General features: G+C 29.6%; 19 protein-coding genes. All 19 read left to right on the plus strand.

The window, feature by feature from the left end; genetic code table 11:
- Window positions 1-935: 935 nt before the first annotated feature.
- The 19 genes from asnS to rsmH all read left to right on the plus strand — a co-directional run bounded on the left by asnS (window position 936) and on the right by rsmH (window position 22588).
- Window positions 936-2456 (plus strand): asparagine--tRNA ligase, encoded by a 1521-nt coding sequence (asnS, locus tag HGD80_RS03580; protein ID WP_219474519.1) that lies wholly within the window; start codon window positions 936-938, stop codon window positions 2454-2456.
- A gap of 465 nt (window positions 2457-2921) precedes the next feature.
- The gene (locus HGD80_RS03585) at window positions 2922-4028 is read left to right on the plus strand and encodes an ABC transporter ATP-binding protein (protein ID WP_219474520.1); all 1107 of its coding nucleotides are present in this window, start codon (window positions 2922-2924) and stop codon (window positions 4026-4028) included.
- Window positions 4029-4970 carry a carbohydrate ABC transporter permease gene (locus HGD80_RS03590; protein WP_219474523.1) on the plus strand — a complete coding sequence of 314 codons (942 nt, stop codon included), beginning with the start codon at window positions 4029-4031 and terminating at the stop codon, window positions 4968-4970.
- A gap of 35 nt (window positions 4971-5005) precedes the next feature.
- A complete protein-coding gene (locus HGD80_RS03595; protein ID WP_225904331.1) occupies window positions 5006-5893 on the plus strand; it encodes a carbohydrate ABC transporter permease in 888 nt (295 codons plus the stop codon).
- A complete protein-coding gene (locus HGD80_RS03600; protein ID WP_219474526.1) occupies window positions 5877-7499 on the plus strand; it encodes an extracellular solute-binding protein in 1623 nt (540 codons plus the stop codon). Before HGD80_RS03595 ends, HGD80_RS03600 begins: the two co-directional genes overlap by 17 nt.
- Before the next feature lie 34 nt (window positions 7500-7533).
- The gene (locus tag HGD80_RS03605) at window positions 7534-8502 is read left to right on the plus strand and encodes a DHH family phosphoesterase (RefSeq protein WP_219474528.1); all 969 of its coding nucleotides are present in this window, start codon (window positions 7534-7536) and stop codon (window positions 8500-8502) included.
- 220 nt (window positions 8503-8722) lie between these two features.
- Entirely contained in the window at window positions 8723-10105 is a 1383-nt protein-coding gene (gene mnmE / locus HGD80_RS03610; RefSeq protein WP_219474530.1) for a tRNA uridine-5-carboxymethylaminomethyl(34) synthesis GTPase MnmE, read from the plus strand.
- A gap of 99 nt (window positions 10106-10204) precedes the next feature.
- Window positions 10205-11143 carry a DHH family phosphoesterase gene (locus HGD80_RS03615; RefSeq protein WP_219474533.1) on the plus strand — a complete coding sequence of 313 codons (939 nt, stop codon included), beginning with the start codon at window positions 10205-10207 and terminating at the stop codon, window positions 11141-11143.
- Between the two features lie 246 nt (window positions 11144-11389).
- Entirely contained in the window at window positions 11390-13315 is a 1926-nt protein-coding gene (gene thrS / locus HGD80_RS03620; protein ID WP_219474536.1) for a threonine--tRNA ligase, read from the plus strand.
- A gap of 252 nt (window positions 13316-13567) precedes the next feature.
- On the plus strand, window positions 13568-14248 hold the full coding sequence (gene infC, locus HGD80_RS03625) for a translation initiation factor IF-3 (RefSeq protein ID WP_225904332.1): 681 nt from the start codon (window positions 13568-13570) through the stop codon (window positions 14246-14248).
- Between the two features lie 132 nt (window positions 14249-14380).
- Window positions 14381-14587 (plus strand): 50S ribosomal protein L35, encoded by a 207-nt coding sequence (rpmI, locus tag HGD80_RS03630; protein ID WP_219474538.1) that lies wholly within the window; start codon window positions 14381-14383, stop codon window positions 14585-14587.
- Between the two features lie 14 nt (window positions 14588-14601).
- Window positions 14602-15600 (plus strand): 50S ribosomal protein L20, encoded by a 999-nt coding sequence (gene rplT, locus HGD80_RS05675; protein WP_219474540.1) that lies wholly within the window; start codon window positions 14602-14604, stop codon window positions 15598-15600.
- 138 nt (window positions 15601-15738) lie between these two features.
- On the plus strand, window positions 15739-16368 hold the full coding sequence (locus HGD80_RS03640; RefSeq protein ID WP_219474543.1) for a hypothetical protein: 630 nt from the start codon (window positions 15739-15741) through the stop codon (window positions 16366-16368).
- Complete coding sequence (locus HGD80_RS03645; protein ID WP_225904333.1) at window positions 16361-17419, plus strand: M42 family metallopeptidase; 1059 nt, start codon at window positions 16361-16363, stop codon at window positions 17417-17419. Before HGD80_RS03640 ends, HGD80_RS03645 begins: the two co-directional genes overlap by 8 nt.
- Before the next feature lie 268 nt (window positions 17420-17687).
- Window positions 17688-17918 (plus strand): acyl carrier protein, encoded by a 231-nt coding sequence (gene acpP, locus HGD80_RS03650; RefSeq protein ID WP_011161081.1) that lies wholly within the window; start codon window positions 17688-17690, stop codon window positions 17916-17918.
- 103 nt (window positions 17919-18021) lie between these two features.
- A complete protein-coding gene (gene leuS, locus HGD80_RS03655) occupies window positions 18022-20487 on the plus strand; it encodes a leucine--tRNA ligase (RefSeq protein ID WP_219474546.1) in 2466 nt (821 codons plus the stop codon).
- Between the two features lie 150 nt (window positions 20488-20637).
- On the plus strand, window positions 20638-21276 hold the full coding sequence (gene gmk / locus HGD80_RS03660; protein ID WP_219474548.1) for a guanylate kinase: 639 nt from the start codon (window positions 20638-20640) through the stop codon (window positions 21274-21276).
- Window positions 21257-21502, plus strand: coding sequence for a DNA-directed RNA polymerase subunit omega (locus tag HGD80_RS03665; RefSeq protein ID WP_219474550.1), 246 nt, complete (start codon window positions 21257-21259; stop codon window positions 21500-21502). Before gmk ends, HGD80_RS03665 begins: the two co-directional genes overlap by 20 nt.
- Before the next feature lie 171 nt (window positions 21503-21673).
- A complete protein-coding gene (gene rsmH, locus HGD80_RS03670) occupies window positions 21674-22588 on the plus strand; it encodes a 16S rRNA (cytosine(1402)-N(4))-methyltransferase RsmH (protein WP_219474553.1) in 915 nt (304 codons plus the stop codon).
- Window positions 22589-22650 lie beyond the last annotated feature (62 nt).

Below are 22650 nucleotides of genomic sequence, written 5' to 3' on the forward strand. Positions count from 1 at the left end.
TTTTTTGTTCCTAATTCTAAAAAAATAGCTTTTAACTTTATTTTTTCCTCAAATTAAGGAAAAATTTATTAACATTTTAGGAACTATTTTTAACAGTTTTGAAACAATTTATTTTTAACAACTTTTTTTAAAACTTTTTGCTTTCACGCTTTTTCTAGAAAAAATAAAATTATTCAATAAAATAATAACATAAAAAGCCACAGTTTTTAGGAACAAAAAAAATAACTTTTTCCTAACTTTGAAAAACCTTTCTTTTTAAAAAAGAAGGAACAATTTTAGAAAAAATTAACTTTTATTTTAATCTTTTTATAAGTTAGTTTTTTAAAACTTAGGAACATTTTTTAAAACTTAGGAACATTTAAACCTATTTTTTCCTAACTTTTATTTTTATTTTATTTTTACTTTGTTATTGTTTTTTATTCTAATTTTTTGCGTTTTTTCAAAAAAATATCAAAATATAACTTAAAAATGATAAAATAAATTTGTAATTGTTTTTAATTCTTTCAATTCTTTTTGGGTTATTTTTATTTTGAGTGTCTTTTTTAAAACATTTTTATTATTTTTTGGACAATTTTTATAATCTTTTTTTACTTTTTTAATTAAGATCTATTAATTTCCTAAAACTTTTAAAATTTTCAAGTTTTTATTATATATCGCTATTTTAATTAAAAAAATAAACAAAAAAATTATTTTTCATATTACTAATTCTAATACTTTTTGCTTCTCTTTTTTTTCTTTTTTGCTTCGCTTTTTTGCTTCGCTATTATTTTTCCTCCGATTCTTTTTCTTTAAATTTCTTTTTCTTCTTATTTTAATCCCCCCTTTTTTTCTATTTCCATTTACATTTTTTTTAATTCATATTTGTTTCATTTCACTTTTTTATTTACAACAAAATATTACAACATTACATAAAAACAAAGGATTAGTAAATTACAATGAAAATTTCTATCAAAGATATTTTCCAAAAACCAGAGTTATTTTATCAAAAAAAAATAGTATTAAATGGTTGGGTTAGAAATTGTCGTTATCAAAAAAAATTAATTTTTATCGATTTAAATGATGGTACTTTTCTGGAAAATTTACAAATTATTTGTAAAGAAACCAAAACCAAAAACATCGAAATCGCCGCCGAAATTACCGAATTTCATGAAAACCAAAAATTCAACAACAACAATGAATCTCCAAATAACATTAATTTAAAAAAATTAAAAGAAATGTTGCAAATTGGGGCTTCTTTGCAAGTGAAAGGTATTCTAAAAGCAACCAACAATCCCCAAACGCCTTTTGAAGTTAGTGCCCAAAATGTTTCTCTTTTAGGCGCAAGTGATTTTTCTTATCCGCTTCAACCCAAAAAACATTCTAAGGCTTTTTTGAGACAAATATCTCATCTAAGAGTGCGCACCAAACTTTTTGGAGCAGTTTTTCGCATTAGAAATACCGCTTTTTTTGCCCTGCACAGTTTTTTTCAAAAAAAAGGTTTTTTTCACATCAACACCCCCATTATCACTGCTAATGATGGCGAAGGCGCGGGTGAATTATTTCAACTTACAACCCTTAATTTAGAAGCTTTGCCACAAACAAAAAACATTCCAAATGCTTTCAAACTTGCCGATGAGACTACCAGCAAAAATGAAATTGATTATCAAAAAGATTTTTTTGGCAAAAAAGTTTTTTTAACAGTAACAGGTCAACTAGAAGCAGAAGCGATGGCTTTGGGTTTGAATAAAGTCTATACTTTTGGTCCTACTTTTAGAGCTGAAAAATCAAATACTCCAAGACATGCTGCTGAATTTTGGATGTTAGAACCTGAAATGGCTTTTTGCAATTTATCTCAAAATTTAAAAGTCGCCCAAGAAATGTTACAATTTGTTATTGCTAAATGTTTAGAACAAAATTATCAAGATATAGAATTTTTGGATAAGACAGAAAAAAACGGTTTAATTGAAGAATTAAAAAACATCGCTGAGGAAAAAGAATTTTTGACAGTAAAATACGAACAAGTTTTAGAAATTTTGCAAAAAAGCAACACCAAATTTGAAAACCCCCTTTTTTATGGCACTGATTTGGCAACCGAACACGAAAAATATTTAACCGAAACACATTTTAAAAAACCAGTTTTTATTGTTGATTGGCCCAAAGAAATTAAAGCTTTTTATATGAAAAATAATCCCGATCAAAAAACAGTAGCTGCGATGGATCTTTTAGTTCCTCGTGTCGGAGAATTAATTGGCGGATCACAAAGAGAAGAAAATTTATCAGTTTTAATTGAAAAAATGAATCAAATGAAAATTCCTCAAAAAGATTTGGAATGGTATTTAGATTTACGCCGTTTTGGGGGATGCATTCATTCAGGTTTTGGCTTAGGATTTGAAAGACTACTAATTTTTTTAACAGGATTAGATAATATTCGTGATGTAATTGCTTTTCCAAGAACTTATCATAATTTAGTTTTTTAAGTTTAATTAATAGTATCGTTTTTTATTTATCAATTTATAAGAACTTTAAAACTTTTTAACCTTTTCTTAAATATTTTTTAACTCTAAAATGTTTTTCTAAAACATTTTTTTATTTTTTGTTGGGAATTTCGCTTTTACTTATTTTTAAAAAACAAAAAAAATTGCAAAATAATGTTTAATATTTTTTAACTATTAATTGTCAATATTTTTTAAACATTTATAAAATTTTATAAAATTCAAAAAAGCAACCAAAAGTCCAAAAATAAAAAAATCACCAATAATTAAAAAATGATTAAATTCATCTAAAAGATAAAAACCAAAAATCAAAAAACCAAAAACAATAAAAAAAGTTAAAAACGAACAAAATCAAAATAATAAAACCAAAACCAAATCAAACCAAACCAAAATCACAAACACAAACACAAAATTAAAAGCCAAAAAGCTAAAAATAAGGAATACAAAAAAATGGGTATAAAATTAGAACAAGTTTCTAAAATTTTCATCGATAAACAAACTAAAAAAGAAACTTATGCTGTAAAAAAAATTGACATCAAAATTCCTAAAGGAAAATTGGTAAGTCTTTTAGGTCCTTCGGGTTGTGGCAAATCAACTACTCTTTACATGATTGCAGGGCTTCATTCTATTTCGGCTGGAAAAATATTTTTTGGCGACAAAGATGTCACTAACCTGCCTATTGAAAAAAGAGGTATTGGTTTAGTTTTCCAAAATTACGCTCTATATCCTCATATGACAGTTAGACAAAATATTTCCTTTCCACTGGAAAATCTAAAATTTGCGCGCGACATTATTGTGCAAAAAGTAGAAGAAATTGCCAAGTTAGTGGGAATTGCCGATCATTTAGACAAAAAACCTCAGCAACTTTCAGGCGGACAACAACAACGCGTAGCAATTGCAAGATCCTTAGTAAAAGAACCTCAAGTTTTGCTTTTAGATGAGCCCTTATCCAACTTAGATACAGGGTTACGCCTCAAAACTAGAGAAGAAATTAGAAGAATCCAACGAAAAACTGGAATCACTGCTATTTTTGTTACACACGACCAAGAAGAAGCAATTTCTATTAGTGATGAAATTTGCTTAATGAATAAAGGACAAATCCAACAAAAAGGCGCTCCTCAAGAAGTTTATGCCAATCCTAACAACTTGTTTGTTGCCAAATTTTTAGGCAATCCACTTATCTCTATTTTTGAAGGAAAAATTACTTTTGGAAAAGTAACTATTGGAGATTCACTTCTTTTTGATTTTTCTTCTAACAAAACTTTAAAAAACCTAAATCAAGAAATCTATGTAGCCATTCGTCCCGAAGGTTATTGGTTTGACACAAACGGTAATTTTGAAATCGAACCTCTCTTTTTAGAAAATATGGGAAGAAACTTAATGATGTTAGCAAGACATCCGCAAGCTGTTAAAAACACTTTCCACCTTGTCTTTGATGAAAAAAGTAAAGATATTATTTTTCCCCAAGGATTTGTTGCCAAGAAAAAAATTAGATTCCAAATTAAAGAAAATAAGTGTTTTCTTTTTGATAAAAAAACCGAAAATAGGATTTTTTAAATGTCATTGCTAAAAAAACTTTTCCATCACAATTCCACTAAATATTCCAAACATAATCATTGGTATTATTTGGCGCCTGCCTTAATTCTTATGGTTTTATTTAATTTTTATCCTTTGGTAAAAACATTTTTTATTTCTTTGGATAGTAGATATAATAAATTTGCAGACACATTTTCTTATTCTTTTAATTTTTCCAATTACACTACTACTTTTTGTGATCCTGATTTTAGAACTGCTCTTTTTAACACTTTTTTACTGGTGTTTGTTGCTGTTCCTATTTCTATTTTTTTGTCTTTAATGATTGCCTTAGCACTTAACAGTGTTTATAATCGTTTTTTAAAAAATATCTTTCAAACCATTTTTTTCCTCCCTTATTTAACAAATCCTGTTATTATGGGAATGGTTTTTGCAGTCCTTTTTTATCACAATAGTTTTGGCATCCAAACGCGCCCCGAAGGTTTTTTTAATTCTTTTTTTGGGCTCCAACAAGATTGGATTAACATTTCAGCTCCTTATTCGTATAAAATGTTTGTTTTAATTTTTTATGTAGTGTGGGAATCCCTTCCCTTCCAAATTTTAATTTTTAGTGTGGGATTAAAAAACATTAGTAAAGATTATTACGATGCTGCCAGAATTGACGGCGCTTCTAAAATAACTATTTTTAGAAAAATTACTCTTCCTCTACTTGCTCCTACTATTTTTTATCAACTTATTATTGCAATAATTCAAGTTTTTAAAGAATATGAATCTGTTATTGGAGTTTTTGGTAATTCCGATATTACTAAGGTAAATACTGTGGTAGGCTATATTTATCAACAATTAGAAGGAACTTTAATGGATTCTTATTCCAGAGGCGCTGCAGCCACTGTTATTTTGCTTTTAATTTCTATTCTTTTTACTGCCATTAATTTTTTCTTTTTTGAAAAGAAATTAAATGAATAAAATAAATAATAAATAAGGATCGAACCTTGATAATTATGTCAAATTCAAATAATAAAACAAAACTCATTTTTGCCAAACTTAAAAAACATTTACCCAAAGTTTGTGCCACTTTTACCAAATACTTTTTTTTGTCTGTTTTTGCTCTTTTTTTGGCTATCCCTTTTTATTGGATGCTAAATTTAGCTCTACAAGACAATCCTGCTTGTCCTAGTTTTTTTCCTAAAGATTTGACGTGGAACAACTTCTCTTTTCTATTTACCCGTTATAGCTTGTTTTTGACTTTTTTTAAAACCCTTGCTGTTGTTTTTATCTCTACTGTTTTAGGTATTTTTGTCTCTGTTATAACTGCTTTTGCTCTTAGTATTTTAGAATTTAGAACTAAAAAAATTATATTAGGAGTCTTTCTAATCACCACTATGATAACTACTGAAAGTATGTTTTTAACTAACTATCAAACAGTTGCACGCCTAGGTTTTGTTGATTCTGGTCAAGGTACGCGCGTTTTTAGTGGCATTTATTTAGCAATGATTCTTCCCTTTCTAATCAATGTATTTCATATTTTTTTATTAATACAAAATATCAAAAAAATTCCCAAAGAACTCTATTTATCTGCCAAAGTTGATGGTAGTAGTGATTGGAAGTTTTTATACAAAATTTTAACTCCGCTTTTAAGAGATAACATCATTAATATCATTATTTTTAGAGCAGTTGCTGCTTGGAATGCTTATTTGTGGCCTGAACTTGTAGGCGGAAAATTGCTTACTAATGTGATTAGAAATATTTTTGACTCTGAAAAAAACCAACATTTAGTCAATCAACAAATGGCAGCTACTGTTTTGATGACATTACCTTTAGTTTTGTTGTTCATTTTTTGTAAAAGATATGTTTTAGAAGGAAAATTAAACAGTGGTATCAAAGGATAAATTAAAAATCATTCATTTTTTTACTTGCTTATTTGTTATTTTAGCATTTATTGTATTATTTCCTAAAATTGATTCTAATGCTTTAAGAAATAACCATGAACAAGAATTAAATGAAATGCTTACCAAATATAAAGATAGCGAAGCATGGGAAAAATTTCTAGAAAAACCCATCGAAATTGTTTTTTGGCATCGTTTAGATCCTGAAAAAGAAAAAGGAAAACCAAAAACTGCTTTAGAAGAAATTATTGAAGAATTTAGAGAAAAATATCCCAAAATCAAAGTAAAAACAGAATATAAACCTAGTTGGAGTGGGATTGTAAAAAACATTAATGTAGCTCTTCCAGCCAACAACGAACCTCATTTAATTGTTTCTTATGCTGATCATTTAGTAAATTATTATGAATCAGGTAAATTAGTTCCCCTTGATGGATTTAAAGATCACACCAATGAAAAAATCAAATTAGACCCTTGTATAACAGATCCCCAAACAGAAAAAACATATTTTTATTCTAGTTTTGAAAATGAGGCTCAATTGCCTTTGGGTGATGAAAAAGAACCAGGGAAATGGTATTCCTTGCCATTTTCTAAATCTATTGAATTGATGTATTATAATCAAGATTATTTTAAACAATTAAAAGGCAAAATTCAAAAACAAAAAATTGAAATCGATTCCGATTTTCAATCTTGTTTTGACAATTATGATAACTCTAATTTTGAAGGCAAACTAAAAGATGGTATTACATGGGAACAAATGAAAAAGTTATGCAAAGTAATTAAACAAGTTGACTCTGAAAAAATCCCTATTTCTTACGATTCTGAATCTAATTTATTTATTATATCTTCCGAACAAAGAGGAATTGAATATACAACTTCACCAACTAAAAAAGATCCATCAAGTCGTGAAGTAGGAGTACGTTTTAATAATCCAGATGCTAAAAAAATGATTAAAGATTTTAAAAAATTTTATGATAAAAAATATTTAATTACTCGTAAATTATCTGGTGAAAGTTATACTACTCATTTATTTATGGATCAAAAAATTTTAATGGATATTTCTTCTTCTAATGGATTTGAATATGTTTCCAAAGCTCCATTTAAAGTAGGGATAACTTCGGTTCCTTATTGGAAAAAAGGAAAGCAAGGTCCCGAGTCAGGCAAAAGAAAAGTTTTACAACAAGGTTCTAATATTAATTTATTTTATAAAAAAGATAAAGATGAAGTGCTTGCTTCTTGGTTGTTTTTAAAACATTTAACTTCTAAAAAAACAAACGAAAAATTAATCCAAAAACTTAGTCAATTTCCTACTCGTCCTTGTTATGATAAAAGCGCCCAACCAGAACAAACAAATTCTAAAAATCCTTCCAAAAATTCTAAAAATCCAGAAATAAATAAAGATATTTTTGACTTTATGAAACGTGAAAGAAAAGAAGATGAAGAATCATCTCAAACAGGTAACCCCATTTATTTCTTTTCTCCCACTTTTAGAAAATCCCAGATGTCGCGTATAGTTGTAGAAAAATTAGTAATAGATTGTTTTTTAGATAAAGACTTAGACAAAAACATCGATACATTATTTAATGAAGCCCAACAAAAAGCAAACTCCTAAAAACTTATTAAAATTAACAAATTAAAGGAACATTATGAAAATTATTTACAATAAAATTAAAGCTTTTGAAACAATTATTATTCACGGACACATCAATCCAGATGGTGATTGTTATGGCGCTCAACTAGGTTTAAAAGATGCAATTACAGCAACTTTTCCCCAAAAAAAAGTCTATGCAGTAGGACAACAAAATCATTCTTTATCTTTTGTAGGTGTGATGGATGAAGTTTGTGATTCTTTGTACCAAAGTGCTCTTGCTATTGTTGTTGATTGCGGTCAAGAAAACAAAATTAGTGACCAAAGATTTAAATTAGCTAAAGATACAATTAGAATTGATCATCATTTATTAATGGATAATTACTGCAATTATCAATGGGTAGATGCTAATTATTCTTCTTGTTCTCAAATGATTTTTGAATTTAAAGAAAAATGCAATATGAAATTAACTCATAAAGGTGCTTTGGCTATGTATGTAGGTATGGTAACTGATACTGGTAATTTTTGTTTTGATAGAGTTGACCAAAACACTCTTAAAGCTGCTGCTTCCTTACTTGCTTTTGACCTTGATGTATCACAAATTTTTTTTCATCTTAACAAAGAAACTCTTACCTTGTTTCAATATAAAGCCTATATTTATCAAAATGTAGTTACTTCCCAAGGATTTGCTTACGTTTTTATTTCTCAAGAAACATTGAAAAAATTTAACTTACATATTGACGTTGCTGCAAGTTTGGTTAATATTTTGGGTCATTTAGAAAATCATCCAGTTTGGGCTTTTTTCTTAGAACAACCAGATTTAACAATTAGAGCTCGCATTCGTTCTCGTGGTCCTGAAATTAACTCCATTGCTAGACAATTTAAAGGCGGAGGTCACCTTAGAGCTTGTGGTGCTACTTTAAATAACAATCAAGAAATGACTTTTTTCATAGCTCAAATAAAAGACTCAATTAAAACTTTTGAAACCAAATCCCAAGACAAAAATCCAAAACTAATTAAAAATTAATTAACAATAAAATTAATAAATTCAATAAATAGACATATAAAAAAAATCTCCAATAACCAATAATAAAATTAACCAAATAAAACTTTTATTTTGATAATTCTTTTCCCCTTTCCTTTCGGTTGTAAATTATTTTCATATTATAAATGATAAATATCAATTTAAAACAACATTCAATAAATGAAAAGATTACAAAAATCATAAAGAAAGGAGCACCCAATAAATGTTTTTTGATACTATTGCTGCTATTTCAACTCCTTTAGGAACAGGAGGAGTTAGTGTAATTAGGGTTTCTGGCAACAATTCTATTGCAGAAATAAATAAAATTTTTAAAGGTAAAAACCTTACCAAAACCAAAACACACACCATTACTCACGGTTTTATCCTCAACAAAAACCAAACTATTTTGGATGAAGTTTTGATTTCTGTTTTTAAAACTCCTAATTCTTTTACTGGCGAAAATGTTGTAGAAATTAATGCTCATGGCGGTATTTTAATTACGCAAATGGTTTTAGAAAGAGTTTTGTCATTAGATATTAGGTTGGCTTTTCCAGGCGAATTTAGCCAAAGAGCCTATCTTAATGGAAAAATGGACCTCATTCAAGCTGAATCCATTATGGACCTAATTCATGCCACTAATGAAAATGCCATTAAAATTGCTCATTCTGGTTTGCAAAAATACACTTCTCAATTAGTGACTTCTTTGCGCGACCAAATCCTTAATTTAATTGCTCAAATTGAAGTTAATATTGATTATCCTGAATATGATGACATTCCTCAAATCACCCAACAAAAAATTGCTTTGGAAGTTAAAAGTTTAATCAAGCAATTAGAAAATATTTTGAACCACTCCCATAAAAATAGATATCTTAAAGAAGGAATAAAAACTTTAATTGTTGGACGTCCCAATGTTGGTAAATCAAGCCTTCTTAATGCTTTTTTAAACGAAACCAAAGCTATTGTTTCTGATATTTCAGGCACTACCAGAGATTTTGTTGAAGCTTATTTTAATTGTCAAGGTATCACCCTTCATTTAATTGATACTGCAGGCATTCGTAAAACTGATGATCCCATTGAAAAAATAGGAATTTTAAGAACAGAAAAAATGCTTTTACAAGCAGAATTAATTTTATTAGTTTTAGATCAAAGTAATCATTTGCAAGAAGAAGATATCCAACTTTTGCAATTAACCAAAAACCATCCGCGCATTATTATAGGAAACAAAGCGGATTTGAAAAGTGATAAATTAATTTCTTCTCTTTCCAACAACTCTTCCCAATTAGCCCCACAAGAAATTATTTCAGTTTCGAGTTTGGATAAAACAGGGTTTTTAGAGTTACAACAAACAATTTTAAAAAAATTCCAATTAAATGATATCCAGCCCAAAGATTTTAATTATTTTTCTAATGCAAGACACATTAATCAAATCCAAATTGCTCTTCGATCTTTCCAAGATTTGCAACAAGCCCTTTTGCAATCAATGCCAATTGATATTTATTCTATTGATCTTACTAAAGCTTATCAAGCGTTAGGACAAATTATAGGTGATAATCAAAAAAATAGTTTAATTAAAGAATTGTTTTCTAAATTTTGTTTAGGAAAATAAAAGAAACCCAAAAAATAAGAAAATATCAAGAAAACAACCCCCAACCAACATCATTTTAACTAAACTAATATTTTAACAAATACAAAGAAAGGAACAAATATGAAATTTATTGAAACCCAAATTAAAACTTTTGACACTATCATTATTCACGGACATAAAAATCCTGATGGGGATTGTTATGGTTCTCAACTAGGTTTAAAAAATATGATTCAAAATACCTTTCCTCATAAAAATGTTTATGTGGTGGGGGAAACCAAAAACCATTTAACTTTTTTGGGTCAAATGGATGAAATACCAGATGAAACTTACCAAAATGCTTTAGTAATTGTAGTTGACTGCGGCACTACTCAAGCCATCAGTGACCAAAGATTTAAATTGGGAAAAGTCGTTATTCGAATTGATCATCATATTTTAATCGAAAATTATGGTAATTATCAATGGGTTGATGATTCTTTTGGTTCGTGCTCCGAGATGATTTACTTGTTAAAAGAAAAACTCAATTTAAACCTAACTTTTAAAGGTGCTTTGGCTATTTATGTTGGTTTAATTACAGATACTGGTAATTTTAGGTATCATAGAGTAAGTGCCCAAACTTTAAGAATTGCCTCAGAATTACTTAATTATGATATTGATGTTGCTTTGGTGGAACAAAATATCAATAAAGTAACACTTAATTTTTTAAAATATCAAGGATATATATGTCAAAATATTATTGCTTGTGACGGATTTGCCTATGTTTATGTGAATCAACAAATCATTGAACAATTCAACATTACTTTAGAAGAGGTTTTTTTGTCGATTAATATTTTATCTAATATTAAAAATTTTCCCTTTTATGCTCTTTTTTTTGAACGTCCTGATTCTAAAATTCAAGTGCGTATTTGTTCTAACGGACCGCAAATATATCATATTGTTCAAAAATATGGTTGTAAAGGTCACCTAAGAGCTTGCAGTATGTTTTTGCCATCCGAAAAAGAAATTTTGCCTTTTGTTGTTACAATAAAAAAAGAAATTGCCCCCTTTTTCAAAACCACTTAAAAATTTAGATTCCAAATAATAAACACCAATCAACTAATTACTAAAAAAAGACTCCCTTTTTCTTGTGATTTGTGTTATAGTTATGATATATGTTATTTAATTTTTTAGTATAAAACACAAATTATATCACACATTGTTATTTAGATAATTTTTTTGCCCTTTATTATTTTTTCTCCTCCATTATCTTTGTTTTTCCCCAATTTTTTAAAAGATCAAAAAACTAAAAACTACAAAAGAAAGGGTTTTATGATTAAAATCAGCTTTTTTGACAATCAAATGCAAGAATTTATTTCAGGTATAACTCCTTTGGCAATTTGGAAAAAACACTTATCTACACATTTCAAAAAACCAGTTGCAGCCCTTTTCAACGACCAACCAATCGAACTTGATTTTCCTTTGAAAGAAAACGGCAATTTAGAAATTTTAACCGAATCTGATCCTAAATCTTTGGAAGTTCTTAATCACAGCACCGCTCACCTTATGGCGCAAGCCGTTGCAAGACTTTATACAGGTGCCCTTTTTACAGTAGGACCTGCCATTAAAGAAGGATTTTATTATGATATTGATTTTCAAAATCACACCATTTCGGAAAAAGGTTTTCTTGCCATTGAAAAAGTAATGCATCAAATTTCTTTGGAAAACCACCCCATTACAAGAGAAGAAGTTTCTTTCGAACAAGCCCAAAAATTATTTGCTTGCAACCCTTATAAACAAGTTTTGCTGGAAAAATTTCGCGACCAGGCTATCAGTATTTATCGTCAAGGAGAATTTTTTGATCTTTGCCGCGGCGGTCATGTAACCAAAACAAGCCTTATTAAACATTTTAAACTTTTAAAAATATCAGGAGCTTATTTTCAAGGAGATGCCAAAAACAAAACTTTGACTCGCATCTATGGTACTTCTTTTTTCAAAAAACAAGCGCTTGCGGACCACTTGCAACTTTTGGAAGAAAGAAAAGAGCGCGACCACAAAAAACTTAACAAAGAACTAGATTTATTCATGTTTAATAAAGAAGTTGGTTTGGGGCTTCCCTTTTGGCTTCCTAAAGGAGCTACTGTAAGGCGCATCGTTGAAAGATATATTGTTGACAAAGAATTAAGTTATGATTATCATCATGTCTATACGCCCATTATGGCAAATACTGAACTTTACCGTATTTCCGGACATTTGGACCATTATGCTTCTAATATGTTTCCCATCATGACTTTGGAAAATGGTGAAAAACTAGTTTTAAGACCAATGAATTGCCCCCATCACATGATGATTTATAAAAAAACTCCTCATAGTTATAAGGAATTGCCTTTGCGTATTGCTGAATTAGGAATGATGCATCGGTTTGAAAAATCAGGAGCTGTTTCTGGTTTACAAAGAGTAAGAGAAATGACTCTTAATGACGCTCATATTTTTGCCTGTCCTGACCAAATCAAAGAAGAAATAAAAAAAATTATTAATTTAATTTTAGAAGTTTATCGTGATTTTAATATTAAAAATTATGATTTGCGCCTAAGTTATCGTGACCCTAATGACACAGAAAAATATTTTAATGACGATCAAATGTGGCATCACGCTGAAAAAACCCTCAAAGAAACTATTCAAGAATTGAGCCTACCCTTTAAAGAAGTCATCGGAGAAGCTGCCTTTTATGGTCCTAAATTAGATGTGCAAGTGTTTACTGCCCTAGGCAACGAAGAAACATTATCAACAGTACAACTTGATTTTTTGCTCCCTCAAAAATTTGATCTTACTTTTATTGGAGAAGACAACAAACACCATCGTCCTGTTGTCATTCACCGCGCAGTTATTTCTACTATGGAAAGATTTTTAGCGCATTTAGTAGAAGAAACAAAGGGTGTTTTTCCTTTATGGTTTGCTCCTGTACAAGTGCTTTTAATTCCTGTGTCTGCTCCTCTACATTTGGAATTTATCCAAAAAATTAAAGAAATGTTACAATTACAAAATTTCAGAGTAGAAATTAATTCCAAAGATACTACTTTGGGTTATAAAATTAGAGAAGCACAAAAATTAAAAATTCCTTATCAAGTTGTAATTGGCGACAACGAAATGACTAACAATTTAATTACTTTTAGAAAATATGGCTCTCACCAACAAACCACAATTCAAGTTGATGAGTTTGTTTCTTTATTAAAAGACCAAGTTTTTCAAAAAAAATAACCTCTTAATTGCCAAAATCCCCCAAAAACTATTGACAAACCGCACTTTTTATTATATAATTAGGACGGTATTGTTATTGTTTTATTTTATAATATTCAAAATACAATTATAAAAATTATCAAAGATTTTGTAATAATCTTATGATATTAACGTGAAAAGAAGAGTTTTCTCTCGCCTGATTAACAATTAGTTTTTAGGCAAATGGCACATAAACATTTAATTTTTTTGTAAAAAAAATGCAAAAAACATTTAGTGTTAGTTATTTTAGAGAAGAGAAATGTTCATTGGGCGGTTCTCTTTTTTTATTTTATTTTTTCTTTTTGCCTTGTTTCATTTTCATGTTATGTCATTTCATTTCATTTTTACAAAATAACCCCAAACCTAAAGGAGGTTTTAAATATTAAAATCAACAAATTTAAAAAAAGTTCCAATTCCGATTTATATAATGAAAATATCCCACAAGGAAAATATCTCATTATTGATGAAAAAGGCGAACAATTAGGTGTTTTTGACCAAAAAGAAGCTTTAAAATTATCAGAACAAAAAGAAATTGATATTGTAGTGGTAAACGCAGATGCCTCACCGATGGTAGCGCGACTAATGAATTATCAAAAACATCGTTATAACCAACAAAAAAAACTTCGTGAAGCCAAAAAGAAAACCCAAATTATTGTTTTAAAAGAAATTCGCCTCAATCCTACCATTGATAAAAATGATCTAAATACTAAAATTAAACAAGCTCAAAAATTTTTAAAACAAGGCGATAAAGTAAAAGTTAGTATGCGGTTTCGTGGTCGTATGATTAATAATTTTCAATTAGGAGAAACAGTTTTTAAACAAGTTATGCAAGATTTGAAAAACCTATCTCAAATTGAGACTCCTTTAAAATTACAAGGCAATCAACTAACAGCAGTTCTGTCCCCTTTAAAATAACCCTTAAAGGTTATGAATGGTATTTGAATGGCTGAAAAATTACCCAAAACAAAACGCGACTCAACCAATTTACAAACCAAAAATATTTTTTTGGACCCAATTAAAAATTAAAAATAAATAAAATAAGAAAGGATGATTAAAGTGATTAAGCAAAAATCCCACAGCGGGCTTAAAAAACGAATTAAAATTACTAAAAAGAAAAAATTATTAAGAGGCCACGCCTACAAAAATCACCTTGCAGCTTCCAAAACTACTAAACAAAACCGCCAACTAAGAGGAGTTACTTGTGTTAAACTTTGTGATTACAACAGAATCAAAACTCTTATTAGAGGATTATAGAAAGGAAAAAGAATATGGCAAAAATTAGTTTTACTCCTGCAAGACACCGTCGTCGCAAAAAAGTTTTAAAAATGGCAAAAGGATATTTTGGTTCCAAAAGCACTCTTTACAAAACAGCTCACGAGCAAGTAATGCGCTCTTTGCAATACGCTTATAGAGACCGCAAACAAAGAAAAAGAGATTTTCGTAAATTATGGATCTCCCGTATTAACGCTGGTGCTATGTTATGCGGCATGCAGTATTCTCGTTTAATGCACGGACTTGATTTGGCAAAAGTAGATGTTAATCGTAAAGTATTAGCAGATTTAGCACACTTACAACCAGAAACTTTCGCACAATATGTTCAATTAGCAAAAGAAGCCTTAGTGCAATTTCAACAAACATTAAAACAAAAAGAAGCGCAAGTAACTAAATTACAAGAAGAACAATTAAACCAACTTGCACAAAAAGAAGAAAAACCATCTCAACTTGAAAAAACCCCAAAAACACAAACCACTCAAGAAAAATTAGAAGAAACAAATTCGCCAAAATTAGAAAAAAAAGAATTAAAAGAAAATGCTCCTAAATTAGAACAAAAAGAACCCACTCAAACAAAAGAGCAAGAACAAACACAAGAATTACAACAAGAAAAAACAGAACCAACCAAAGAACAAACTGAACAAACTCAAAATTTAGAAGCTAAACCTTCTTTACAAGAAAAAACAGTTGAACCTGTAAAAGCTGTTGAAGTTTTGCAACAAGAAACACAACCACAACCCGAAGAAAAAACTTCTCTACAACCTGAAAAAGTTTTATCTACTGAACTTTCTGAGGAAAAATCCGATGATGCTTTGGAAACAAAACCACAAACTACCCAAGTTAAAGCAAAAAAACCTTCTTTAGATTTATCTAAAATGTTGCTTCTTGAGTTAAAAAAATTAGCTAAAGAACACAAAGTTCCTAATTTTCATAAACTTAAAAAAGCCGAAATTGTTACAGCTTTAAAAAAAGCTCTTGCTAAAAAAATAATTTAAAAATTTCAAAATACGTATTTTCATGATTTTTCATTTTTTAATTTTAAACTTGATTTGTATGTTTTTTCATGAATAATTATTTTTTAATTTTTCATTTTACAATAATTAGAAAAAATAAAATAGGAGTTATATAATATAATGAATCAAATAAAACAAAAACGTTTACAAGGATTTTACTCTTTATTATTGGCAACTTTTTTCCTTTTGGTAGCTGGATGTTGTTTTTTTGACCAAACTTTCCAACTTGGAAGTCTGAAATTCCAACTAGGATTATTTTTCTTAGGTGTCCTTTTATCGCTATTTACTTATTTAGTAGTTTTTAAAAAATACAAAAAAACTTTATCCAAGCTTCGTTTTTTCTTTGCCCTAGAAGCTTTTGTCTTTGTTTTTGTCATTGTTACTGCCTTTTTGTTACCGGGATTAGGCTTTTTAAATATTGATGATTTCCAAACCAAAAACCCTTTAGTTGGCAAACTTTTAACTTTTAACTATTGTTTATCATTGATGTTTGTTCTTCACAGCTTCATCAATTTAAATATTAATTATTTCAAGAAACAAAACTTTTCATTTTTCATTTTATATCTTTTAATGTTTGGATTTGGTTGTTTCGGATTAGGTAGCAATTTATTTGAAAACTTAAAAGATATCATTTTAAAATCATTTGCTTTTTTATCTTTAATGCACAGTATTTATCTTACATTTATAGGAATTAAACAATTCCAAACCGCTAGTTTACACGCACCCAAAAAGGAGAATGAAAATGAGTGATTTAATTTCTTTATTAAAAGATTTAACAATGTTAAATGGTATTCCAGGTCAAGAAAAAGCAGTTGCTAATTATGTAGTTGACAAAATCAAAAACCAAGTAGACTCTATCGAATATGATAATTTAGGCTCTGTGATTGCTTGTAAAGGAAAAACAGGACCTCGCATTATGTTTGCAGGACATTTGGATGAAATAGGCTTAATAGTTAAGCAAATTACTCCAGAAGGTTTTATCAAATTCCAAACTCTTGGTGGTTGGTTTTCTCAAGTAATGCTTGCTCAAGTTTGGCAAATTCACACCGATAAAGGCGTTCTTAAAGCAGTTACTGGTTGCAAACCTCCGCATGTAATGTCTTTTCAAGAGCGCAATCAAGTTATCAACACTTCTTCTATGTATTTAGATATTGGAGTGGCCAATAAAGAAGAAGCCTTAAAATTAGGCGTTCGTGTTGGTGATATGATAACTCCTTATATAGAATTCAGCACGCTTGGTAATTCTGATTATCTCCTTGCAAAAGCCTTAGATAATCGCGTGGGAGTTGCAATTGTGATGCAAGTTTTACAAAATGTCAATCCTACTACCAATCAATTTTTTGGTGTTTTTACTACCCAAGAAGAAGTAGGACTACGCGGAGCTCAAACCAGTGCTCACAAAGTACACCCTCAAATTGCTATTGCTGTTGATACTGGTATTGGAAATGATGTTCCAGGGGGCGAAAAAGAAGGGCACACTCTAGGAAAAGGTCCTCAAGTTTTAGTTTATGATGTGGGCTTAGTCGCTCACAAAGGATTGCGTAATTTTGTCCTTAAAATCGCTGACCAAAACAATATCCCTGTGCAAGAAATAAGTGGCAGTGGTGGTAGAACTGATGCTGCAACTATGCATTTAGTGCGCGAAGGAGCTGCTTCCTTATCTTTTGGCGTTCCTGTACGCTACATTCATTCCCACACTTCTGTAGTTCACAAACAAGACATCATAAACACTGTTAAACTTTTAACTTTGTTAGTAAATCAATTAGACGAAAAAAAAGTTAACGAAATTTTATTTCAATAAAAACACTTCCAAAATTAAATAATTTCTCATTGGCAAACTAAATTATTTGAATAAAATATTTTAGTTTGTTTCTTGTAAATAGGCACCTTTTTATAACTTACAATCAAAATAACTTCATTTCAGACCACCTTATTTTGCAAACTTACACACCAAACCACAAGCAAATAATTTACTTTTTTTTATTTTGGCAAATGCAAAAATTAAAAAAAGATTTTTTTATTATAATATTATTAAGCAATTATTGCTTTTTTGAAGGAGAAATAAAAAAATGGTTTTTGAAAAAATTAAAGCTTTAATTGCCACCCAATTATCTTTAGACGCTTCTACAATTACTTTAGACACTCGTTTTAAAGAAGATTTAGGACTTGATTCGCTAGACGCTTTAGAACTAGTTATGGAAGTAGAAAAAACATTTCAAATCAACATTAGTGATGCAACTTTACAAAATTTTAAAACCGTTCAAGATATCGTTTTTTACATCACCAAAAACACCCCTTAAACTAACTAATTTTCTTTTTCAATCATTTTCACAATTAATTTAAATTTATTCCCACATTATAACACATTATAAAAGTTAAAACAAATATAGAAGGCTTTCGAGTATGACAAAATTAATTTATGATTTTAAACAAATAGAACATAAATGGCAACTTTATTGGCAACAAAATAAGGTGTTCAAAACTCAAGATAACTTTTCACAAAAGAAATTTTATTGTCTTGATATGTTTCCTTATCCTTCTTCTGAAGGGCTTCATGTAGGCCATATTGAAGGTTATACTGCAAGCGATATTATGAGTAGGTTCAAACGCATGCAAGGTTTTAATGTTTTGCATCCTTTTGGTTGGGATTCATTTGGGCTGCCTGCCGAACAATATGCTTTACAAACAGGCAAAACCCCCCGCACTTTTACTTATGAAAACATCAATAATTTTAAAAAACAAATTCAAAGTATTGGTAAAAGTGTTGATTGGGATAGAGAATTTGCCACCTCAGATCCTTATTTTTATGCCTGGACTCAATGGATTTTTAAAAAACTTTACGAAAAAGGACTAGCAGTTCTCAAAAATACAGAAGTAAATTTTTGCCCTAATTTAGGAACAGCGCTTGCTAATGAAGAAGTAATTTCTAATGAAAAAGGGATGTTTTCTGAAAGAGGCAATCATCCAGTTGTTAAAAAAAAGATGAAACAATGGGTTTTAAAAATAACTCAATATGCAGACAGACTTTTAGACGACCTTAATTTAGTTAATTGGCCTTTAAATGTGAAAGAAATGCAAGCTAATTGGATTGGCAAAAATCAAGGTGCAATCGTCTCTTTTCCAGTTTCTGACCAAAAAATAACTTTAAAAACTTTCACCACTCGCCCTGATACTCTTTTTGGTGTAACTTTTTTAGTAATAGCGCCCGAACACGAATTAGCCTTACAACTCACCAAACCCGAATACCAACAAGCAGTTAACAATTATTTGGAATTAACCAAACAAAAAAAAGACTTAGAAAGAGACATCAATAAAGACAAAACAGGTGTTTTTACGGGTAGTTTTGCAATTAATCCTTGCAATAACACCAAAATTCCTATCTGGATTGCTGATTATGTCCTTCCTCATTATGGCACAGGTGCTTTAATGTCTGTTCCTTGTCATGATCAAAGAGATTTTGAGTTTGCTCAAAAACATGGTCTAAAAATGATTCAAGTTATAACCCCCCTGTCTTCTGATTTTGAAAATCCTACCGCCAACCAAACCAACCCTCCCTTAACTGAAGCTTATACGGGAGAAGGGATCCACATCAATAGTGATTTTTTAAATGGTCTTAATAACGAACAAGCCAAAACTAAAATGTTGCAATTTTTAGAAAAAAATAATCACGGGTACTCTCATTATACTTATAAATTGCGTGATTGGGTGTTTTCGCGCCAACGATATTGGGCAGAACCCTTCCCCATTTATTATGATGACACCAACAATAAAATTTATACTGATAGCGACGCAAACTTGCCCATAGAACTTCCTTTTTTGGAACAAATCAAACCATCAGGCACAGGCGAATCGCCTCTCTCCAAAGCCCATTTTTGGCTATATTTTGAAAAAGATGGCAAAAAATATCGCAGAGATTCTAACACTATGCCACAACTTGCAGGTAGTTCTTGGTACTATATTGGCTATATTTTGAAAAATTATTTGGGTCTAATCCCATTAAATACCACCAAAGCAAAAGAACTACTTGACTATTATTTGCCAGTAGACTTATACATTGGAGGAACAGAACACGCTGTTGGTCATTTACTTTATGCACGTTTTTGGCATAAGTTTTTATACGATCTGGGTTTAGTTTCTACCAAAGAACCTTTTCAAAAATTAGTTAATCAAGGTATTATTTTGGGAAATGATCACACTAAAATGTCCAAATCCAAAGGCAACGGCGTAAGTTCTTCTTTAATGCTTGCACGCTACGGCGCTGATGTACTGCGAATTTATATCATGTTTATGGGTCCGTTAGAAGATATTAAAAGTTGGTGTGAAAAAGGTTTCAAAGGAATACAACGTTTTTTAAATAGAGTTTATCAAATGTTTTCTTTTGCAATGCCAAATGATTTTGAAACTTCTCTAAACGCTATTTATCATCAAACCATTTTTCAAACAACCCAAGATTATGAAAAATTGAAATTCAATAAAGTTATTAGTCAATTAATGATTTTTGTCAATCAAGTTTATAAACATCAAAAAATAGGCAAAAAACAAGCACAGACCTTTTTGCAACTATTAAATCCGATTGCTCCTCACTTGACAGAAGAAATTAATCAAACTATTTTGAAAAATAACAACCAACTAGTTGCTTTAACTTGGCCTTTGCATGATAAAACTCATTTAGAACAACTGCAAGTAAAAATTATTGTGCAAGTAAATAGTAAATTAAGAGCTGTTTTGGAACTTCCTTGTGATTTGTCTTCAGAACAAATTAAAACTCTAGCTTTGCAAGATACAAAAGTTAATAAGTTTGTACGTCATAAAAACATTCAAAATATGATTTATATTCCCAATAAATTATTAAATATTATTGTTAATTAATCAATATTAACATCAATATTAATTTTTGGTGGCAATTGTGTATTTTAATCAAAGCCACTTTTAATTTTAATCTTAATTTTTAAAATTATTGAAGCACAACTAATATTATTAAGCAATTTAACAAAATTTAATAAAAAAGGTAAAGTTAACATGAAATTAAATAAAAAAGGACTTTTAATAGTTCTTTCAGGACCTTCAGGAGTTGGCAAAGCCACTGTGAGAAAAGCTTTGTTTGAAATGACTAATCATAATTTTGTGTATTCTGTTTCCGCTACTACCAGAAAACCGCGACCAGGTGAACAAGACGGTAAAGATTACCATTTTCTAACTAAAGAACAATTTGAAAAAGGGATTGAAAATAATTGTTTTTTAGAATGGGCTAAATTTATTGATCATTATTATGGAACTCCTAAAAAGCAAATTCAAGATTTTTTAAAACAAAGAAAAGAAGTGTTTTTAGAAATTGAAGTTGAAGGAGCCACTCATTTAAGAAAAAAGCGTATGCCAAACACAGTTTTTATTTTTTTGGTTCCGCCTGAAAAAAAAACTCTCTACGATCGTTTAAAAAAACGCGGCACTGAACAAGAAGCAAATATTGCAAAACGAATTGCCAAAGCCAATAACGAGTTTCACTTAGCTCACAAATACGATTATATTGTAGTAAATGATGAAGTGGCTAATGCTGCTGACCGTATTATTGCAATTATTAGAGCAGAACATGCCAAAACGAAACGCAGTATTCGTAATTATTTAAAAATATTGGAGGATAATGGTTATGCAGAACAATAGTAACCCAAATAAAAAAAAATACAATAAGGAAGGTTTGATCTATCCTTCGATTGATAAATTGTTGGATCAAATTAATTCCAAATACAAATTAGTTCATATTGCAAGCAAAACTGCTCATGTGATAGAAGCTCAAAAAAAAGAATTGCCTGAACTTGTGTGTAATAAAGTAGTTGGTAAAGCTTTGGAAGAAATTATTAATGATAAAGTTAAATTTGTCTTTAAGTAATTAATATTTAGGTACGATTTCACAATTGATAAAATAAGTTAAATTACAAATAATATTGTGTAATTTAACTATTTTTTTTATAATTGCAATTCATCTCTCACCTTCCTTTTATTTTTCCACCATTTATTATTTTTAATCACATTTTTTAACTTTGCAAGTGAGGTAAAATCCATGAATAAAACACATTTTAACCACATTTCAGTTCTCAAACAAGAAGCCATAGATTTTTTAAAGATAAAGCCCGAAGGTATTTATGTAGATGCCACTTTAGGACAATGTGGGCATACTATAGAAATTGCAAATCTTTTACAACAAGGGTTTTTATATTCTTTTGACCAAGATGTAGAAGCTTGCACAAACGCTAAAAAAATCTTGCCACCACATTTGCCAATTGAAATAATTCATAGCAACTTTTCGCATTTAAAAACCCGATTAGCACAACGAAATGTTTTTCAATTAGATGGTATTTTATTTGATTTAGGGCTATCTTCTTGTCAAATTGACAATCCCCAAAGAGGATTTAGTTATTTGCACAACACCCCTTTAGATATGAGAATGAATGTTAATCAAACAATTACTGCACAATATATTTTAAATAATTACTCCTTTGCACAATTAAAAAATATTTTTAAGGTTTATGGTGAAGTTAAAAATGCTGCTTTGGTTGCCTCAGAAATTATTAAACAAAGACCTTTGCGCACATCTTATGATTTGGTTGCCATCACTGATCGATTTTGCAATCGCCAAAAAGGACATAGTGCTAAAAAAATATTTCAAGCATTGCGTATCGAAGTTAACCAAGAATTAGAATCTTTAAAACAAGCCTTGGAACAAAGTCTTGATTTGTTAAAACCCAATGCCAGGATAGTAGTTATTAGTTTTCATTCGTTAGAAGACCGCATTGTTAAACATTTTTTTAAAAAACATAGTACTTTTGTTTTGCCTAAAAAGTTGCCTATTACAATTATGCCCCAAACTCCTTTAAGTATTATTACTAAAAAAGCTTTTTTGCCAAGTGAGGAAGAAATGCAAAATAATTCGCGTAGTATCTCTGCTAAATTGAGGGTAGCTGTCAAAAATGGTTAGTTATCTAAATAAATGAAATATAGTTAGCGCGCCTCCTCTAAATATCACCTTTTGCCTCCCAA

Origin of the sequence: Paulownia witches'-broom phytoplasma, assembly GCF_019396865.1 — a bacterium.
In the GTDB taxonomy this organism is placed as follows: Bacteria; Bacillota_I; Bacilli_A; order Acholeplasmatales; family Acholeplasmataceae; genus Phytoplasma; species Phytoplasma asteris.

Bases quoted from the DNA above. Each gene is read 5' to 3' on its own strand.
- asnS (WP_219474519.1), top strand. From the start codon at position 936: ATGAAAATTTCTATCAAAGATATTTTCCAAAAACCAGAGTTATTTTAT.
- HGD80_RS03640 (WP_219474543.1), top strand. From the start codon at position 15,739: ATGAATCAAATAAAACAAAAACGTTTACAAGGATTTTACTCTTTATTA.
- HGD80_RS03585 (WP_219474520.1), top strand. From the start codon at position 2,922: ATGGGTATAAAATTAGAACAAGTTTCTAAAATTTTCATCGATAAACAA.
- thrS (WP_219474536.1), top strand. From the start codon at position 11,390: ATGATTAAAATCAGCTTTTTTGACAATCAAATGCAAGAATTTATTTCA.
- HGD80_RS03595 (WP_225904331.1), top strand. From the start codon at position 5,006: ATGTCAAATTCAAATAATAAAACAAAACTCATTTTTGCCAAACTTAAA.
- leuS (WP_219474546.1), top strand. From the start codon at position 18,022: ATGACAAAATTAATTTATGATTTTAAACAAATAGAACATAAATGGCAA.
- acpP (WP_011161081.1), top strand. From the start codon at position 17,688: ATGGTTTTTGAAAAAATTAAAGCTTTAATTGCCACCCAATTATCTTTA.
- gmk (WP_219474548.1), top strand. From the start codon at position 20,638: ATGAAATTAAATAAAAAAGGACTTTTAATAGTTCTTTCAGGACCTTCA.
- rsmH (WP_219474553.1), top strand. From the start codon at position 21,674: ATGAATAAAACACATTTTAACCACATTTCAGTTCTCAAACAAGAAGCC.
- rpmI (WP_219474538.1), top strand. From the start codon at position 14,381: ATGATTAAAGTGATTAAGCAAAAATCCCACAGCGGGCTTAAAAAACGA.
- HGD80_RS03605 (WP_219474528.1), top strand. From the start codon at position 7,534: ATGAAAATTATTTACAATAAAATTAAAGCTTTTGAAACAATTATTATT.
- HGD80_RS03615 (WP_219474533.1), top strand. From the start codon at position 10,205: ATGAAATTTATTGAAACCCAAATTAAAACTTTTGACACTATCATTATT.
- mnmE (WP_219474530.1), top strand. From the start codon at position 8,723: ATGTTTTTTGATACTATTGCTGCTATTTCAACTCCTTTAGGAACAGGA.
- HGD80_RS03665 (WP_219474550.1), top strand. From the start codon at position 21,257: ATGGTTATGCAGAACAATAGTAACCCAAATAAAAAAAAATACAATAAG.
- HGD80_RS03645 (WP_225904333.1), top strand. From the start codon at position 16,361: ATGAGTGATTTAATTTCTTTATTAAAAGATTTAACAATGTTAAATGGT.
- HGD80_RS03590 (WP_219474523.1), top strand. From the start codon at position 4,029: ATGTCATTGCTAAAAAAACTTTTCCATCACAATTCCACTAAATATTCC.
- rplT (WP_219474540.1), top strand. From the start codon at position 14,602: ATGGCAAAAATTAGTTTTACTCCTGCAAGACACCGTCGTCGCAAAAAA.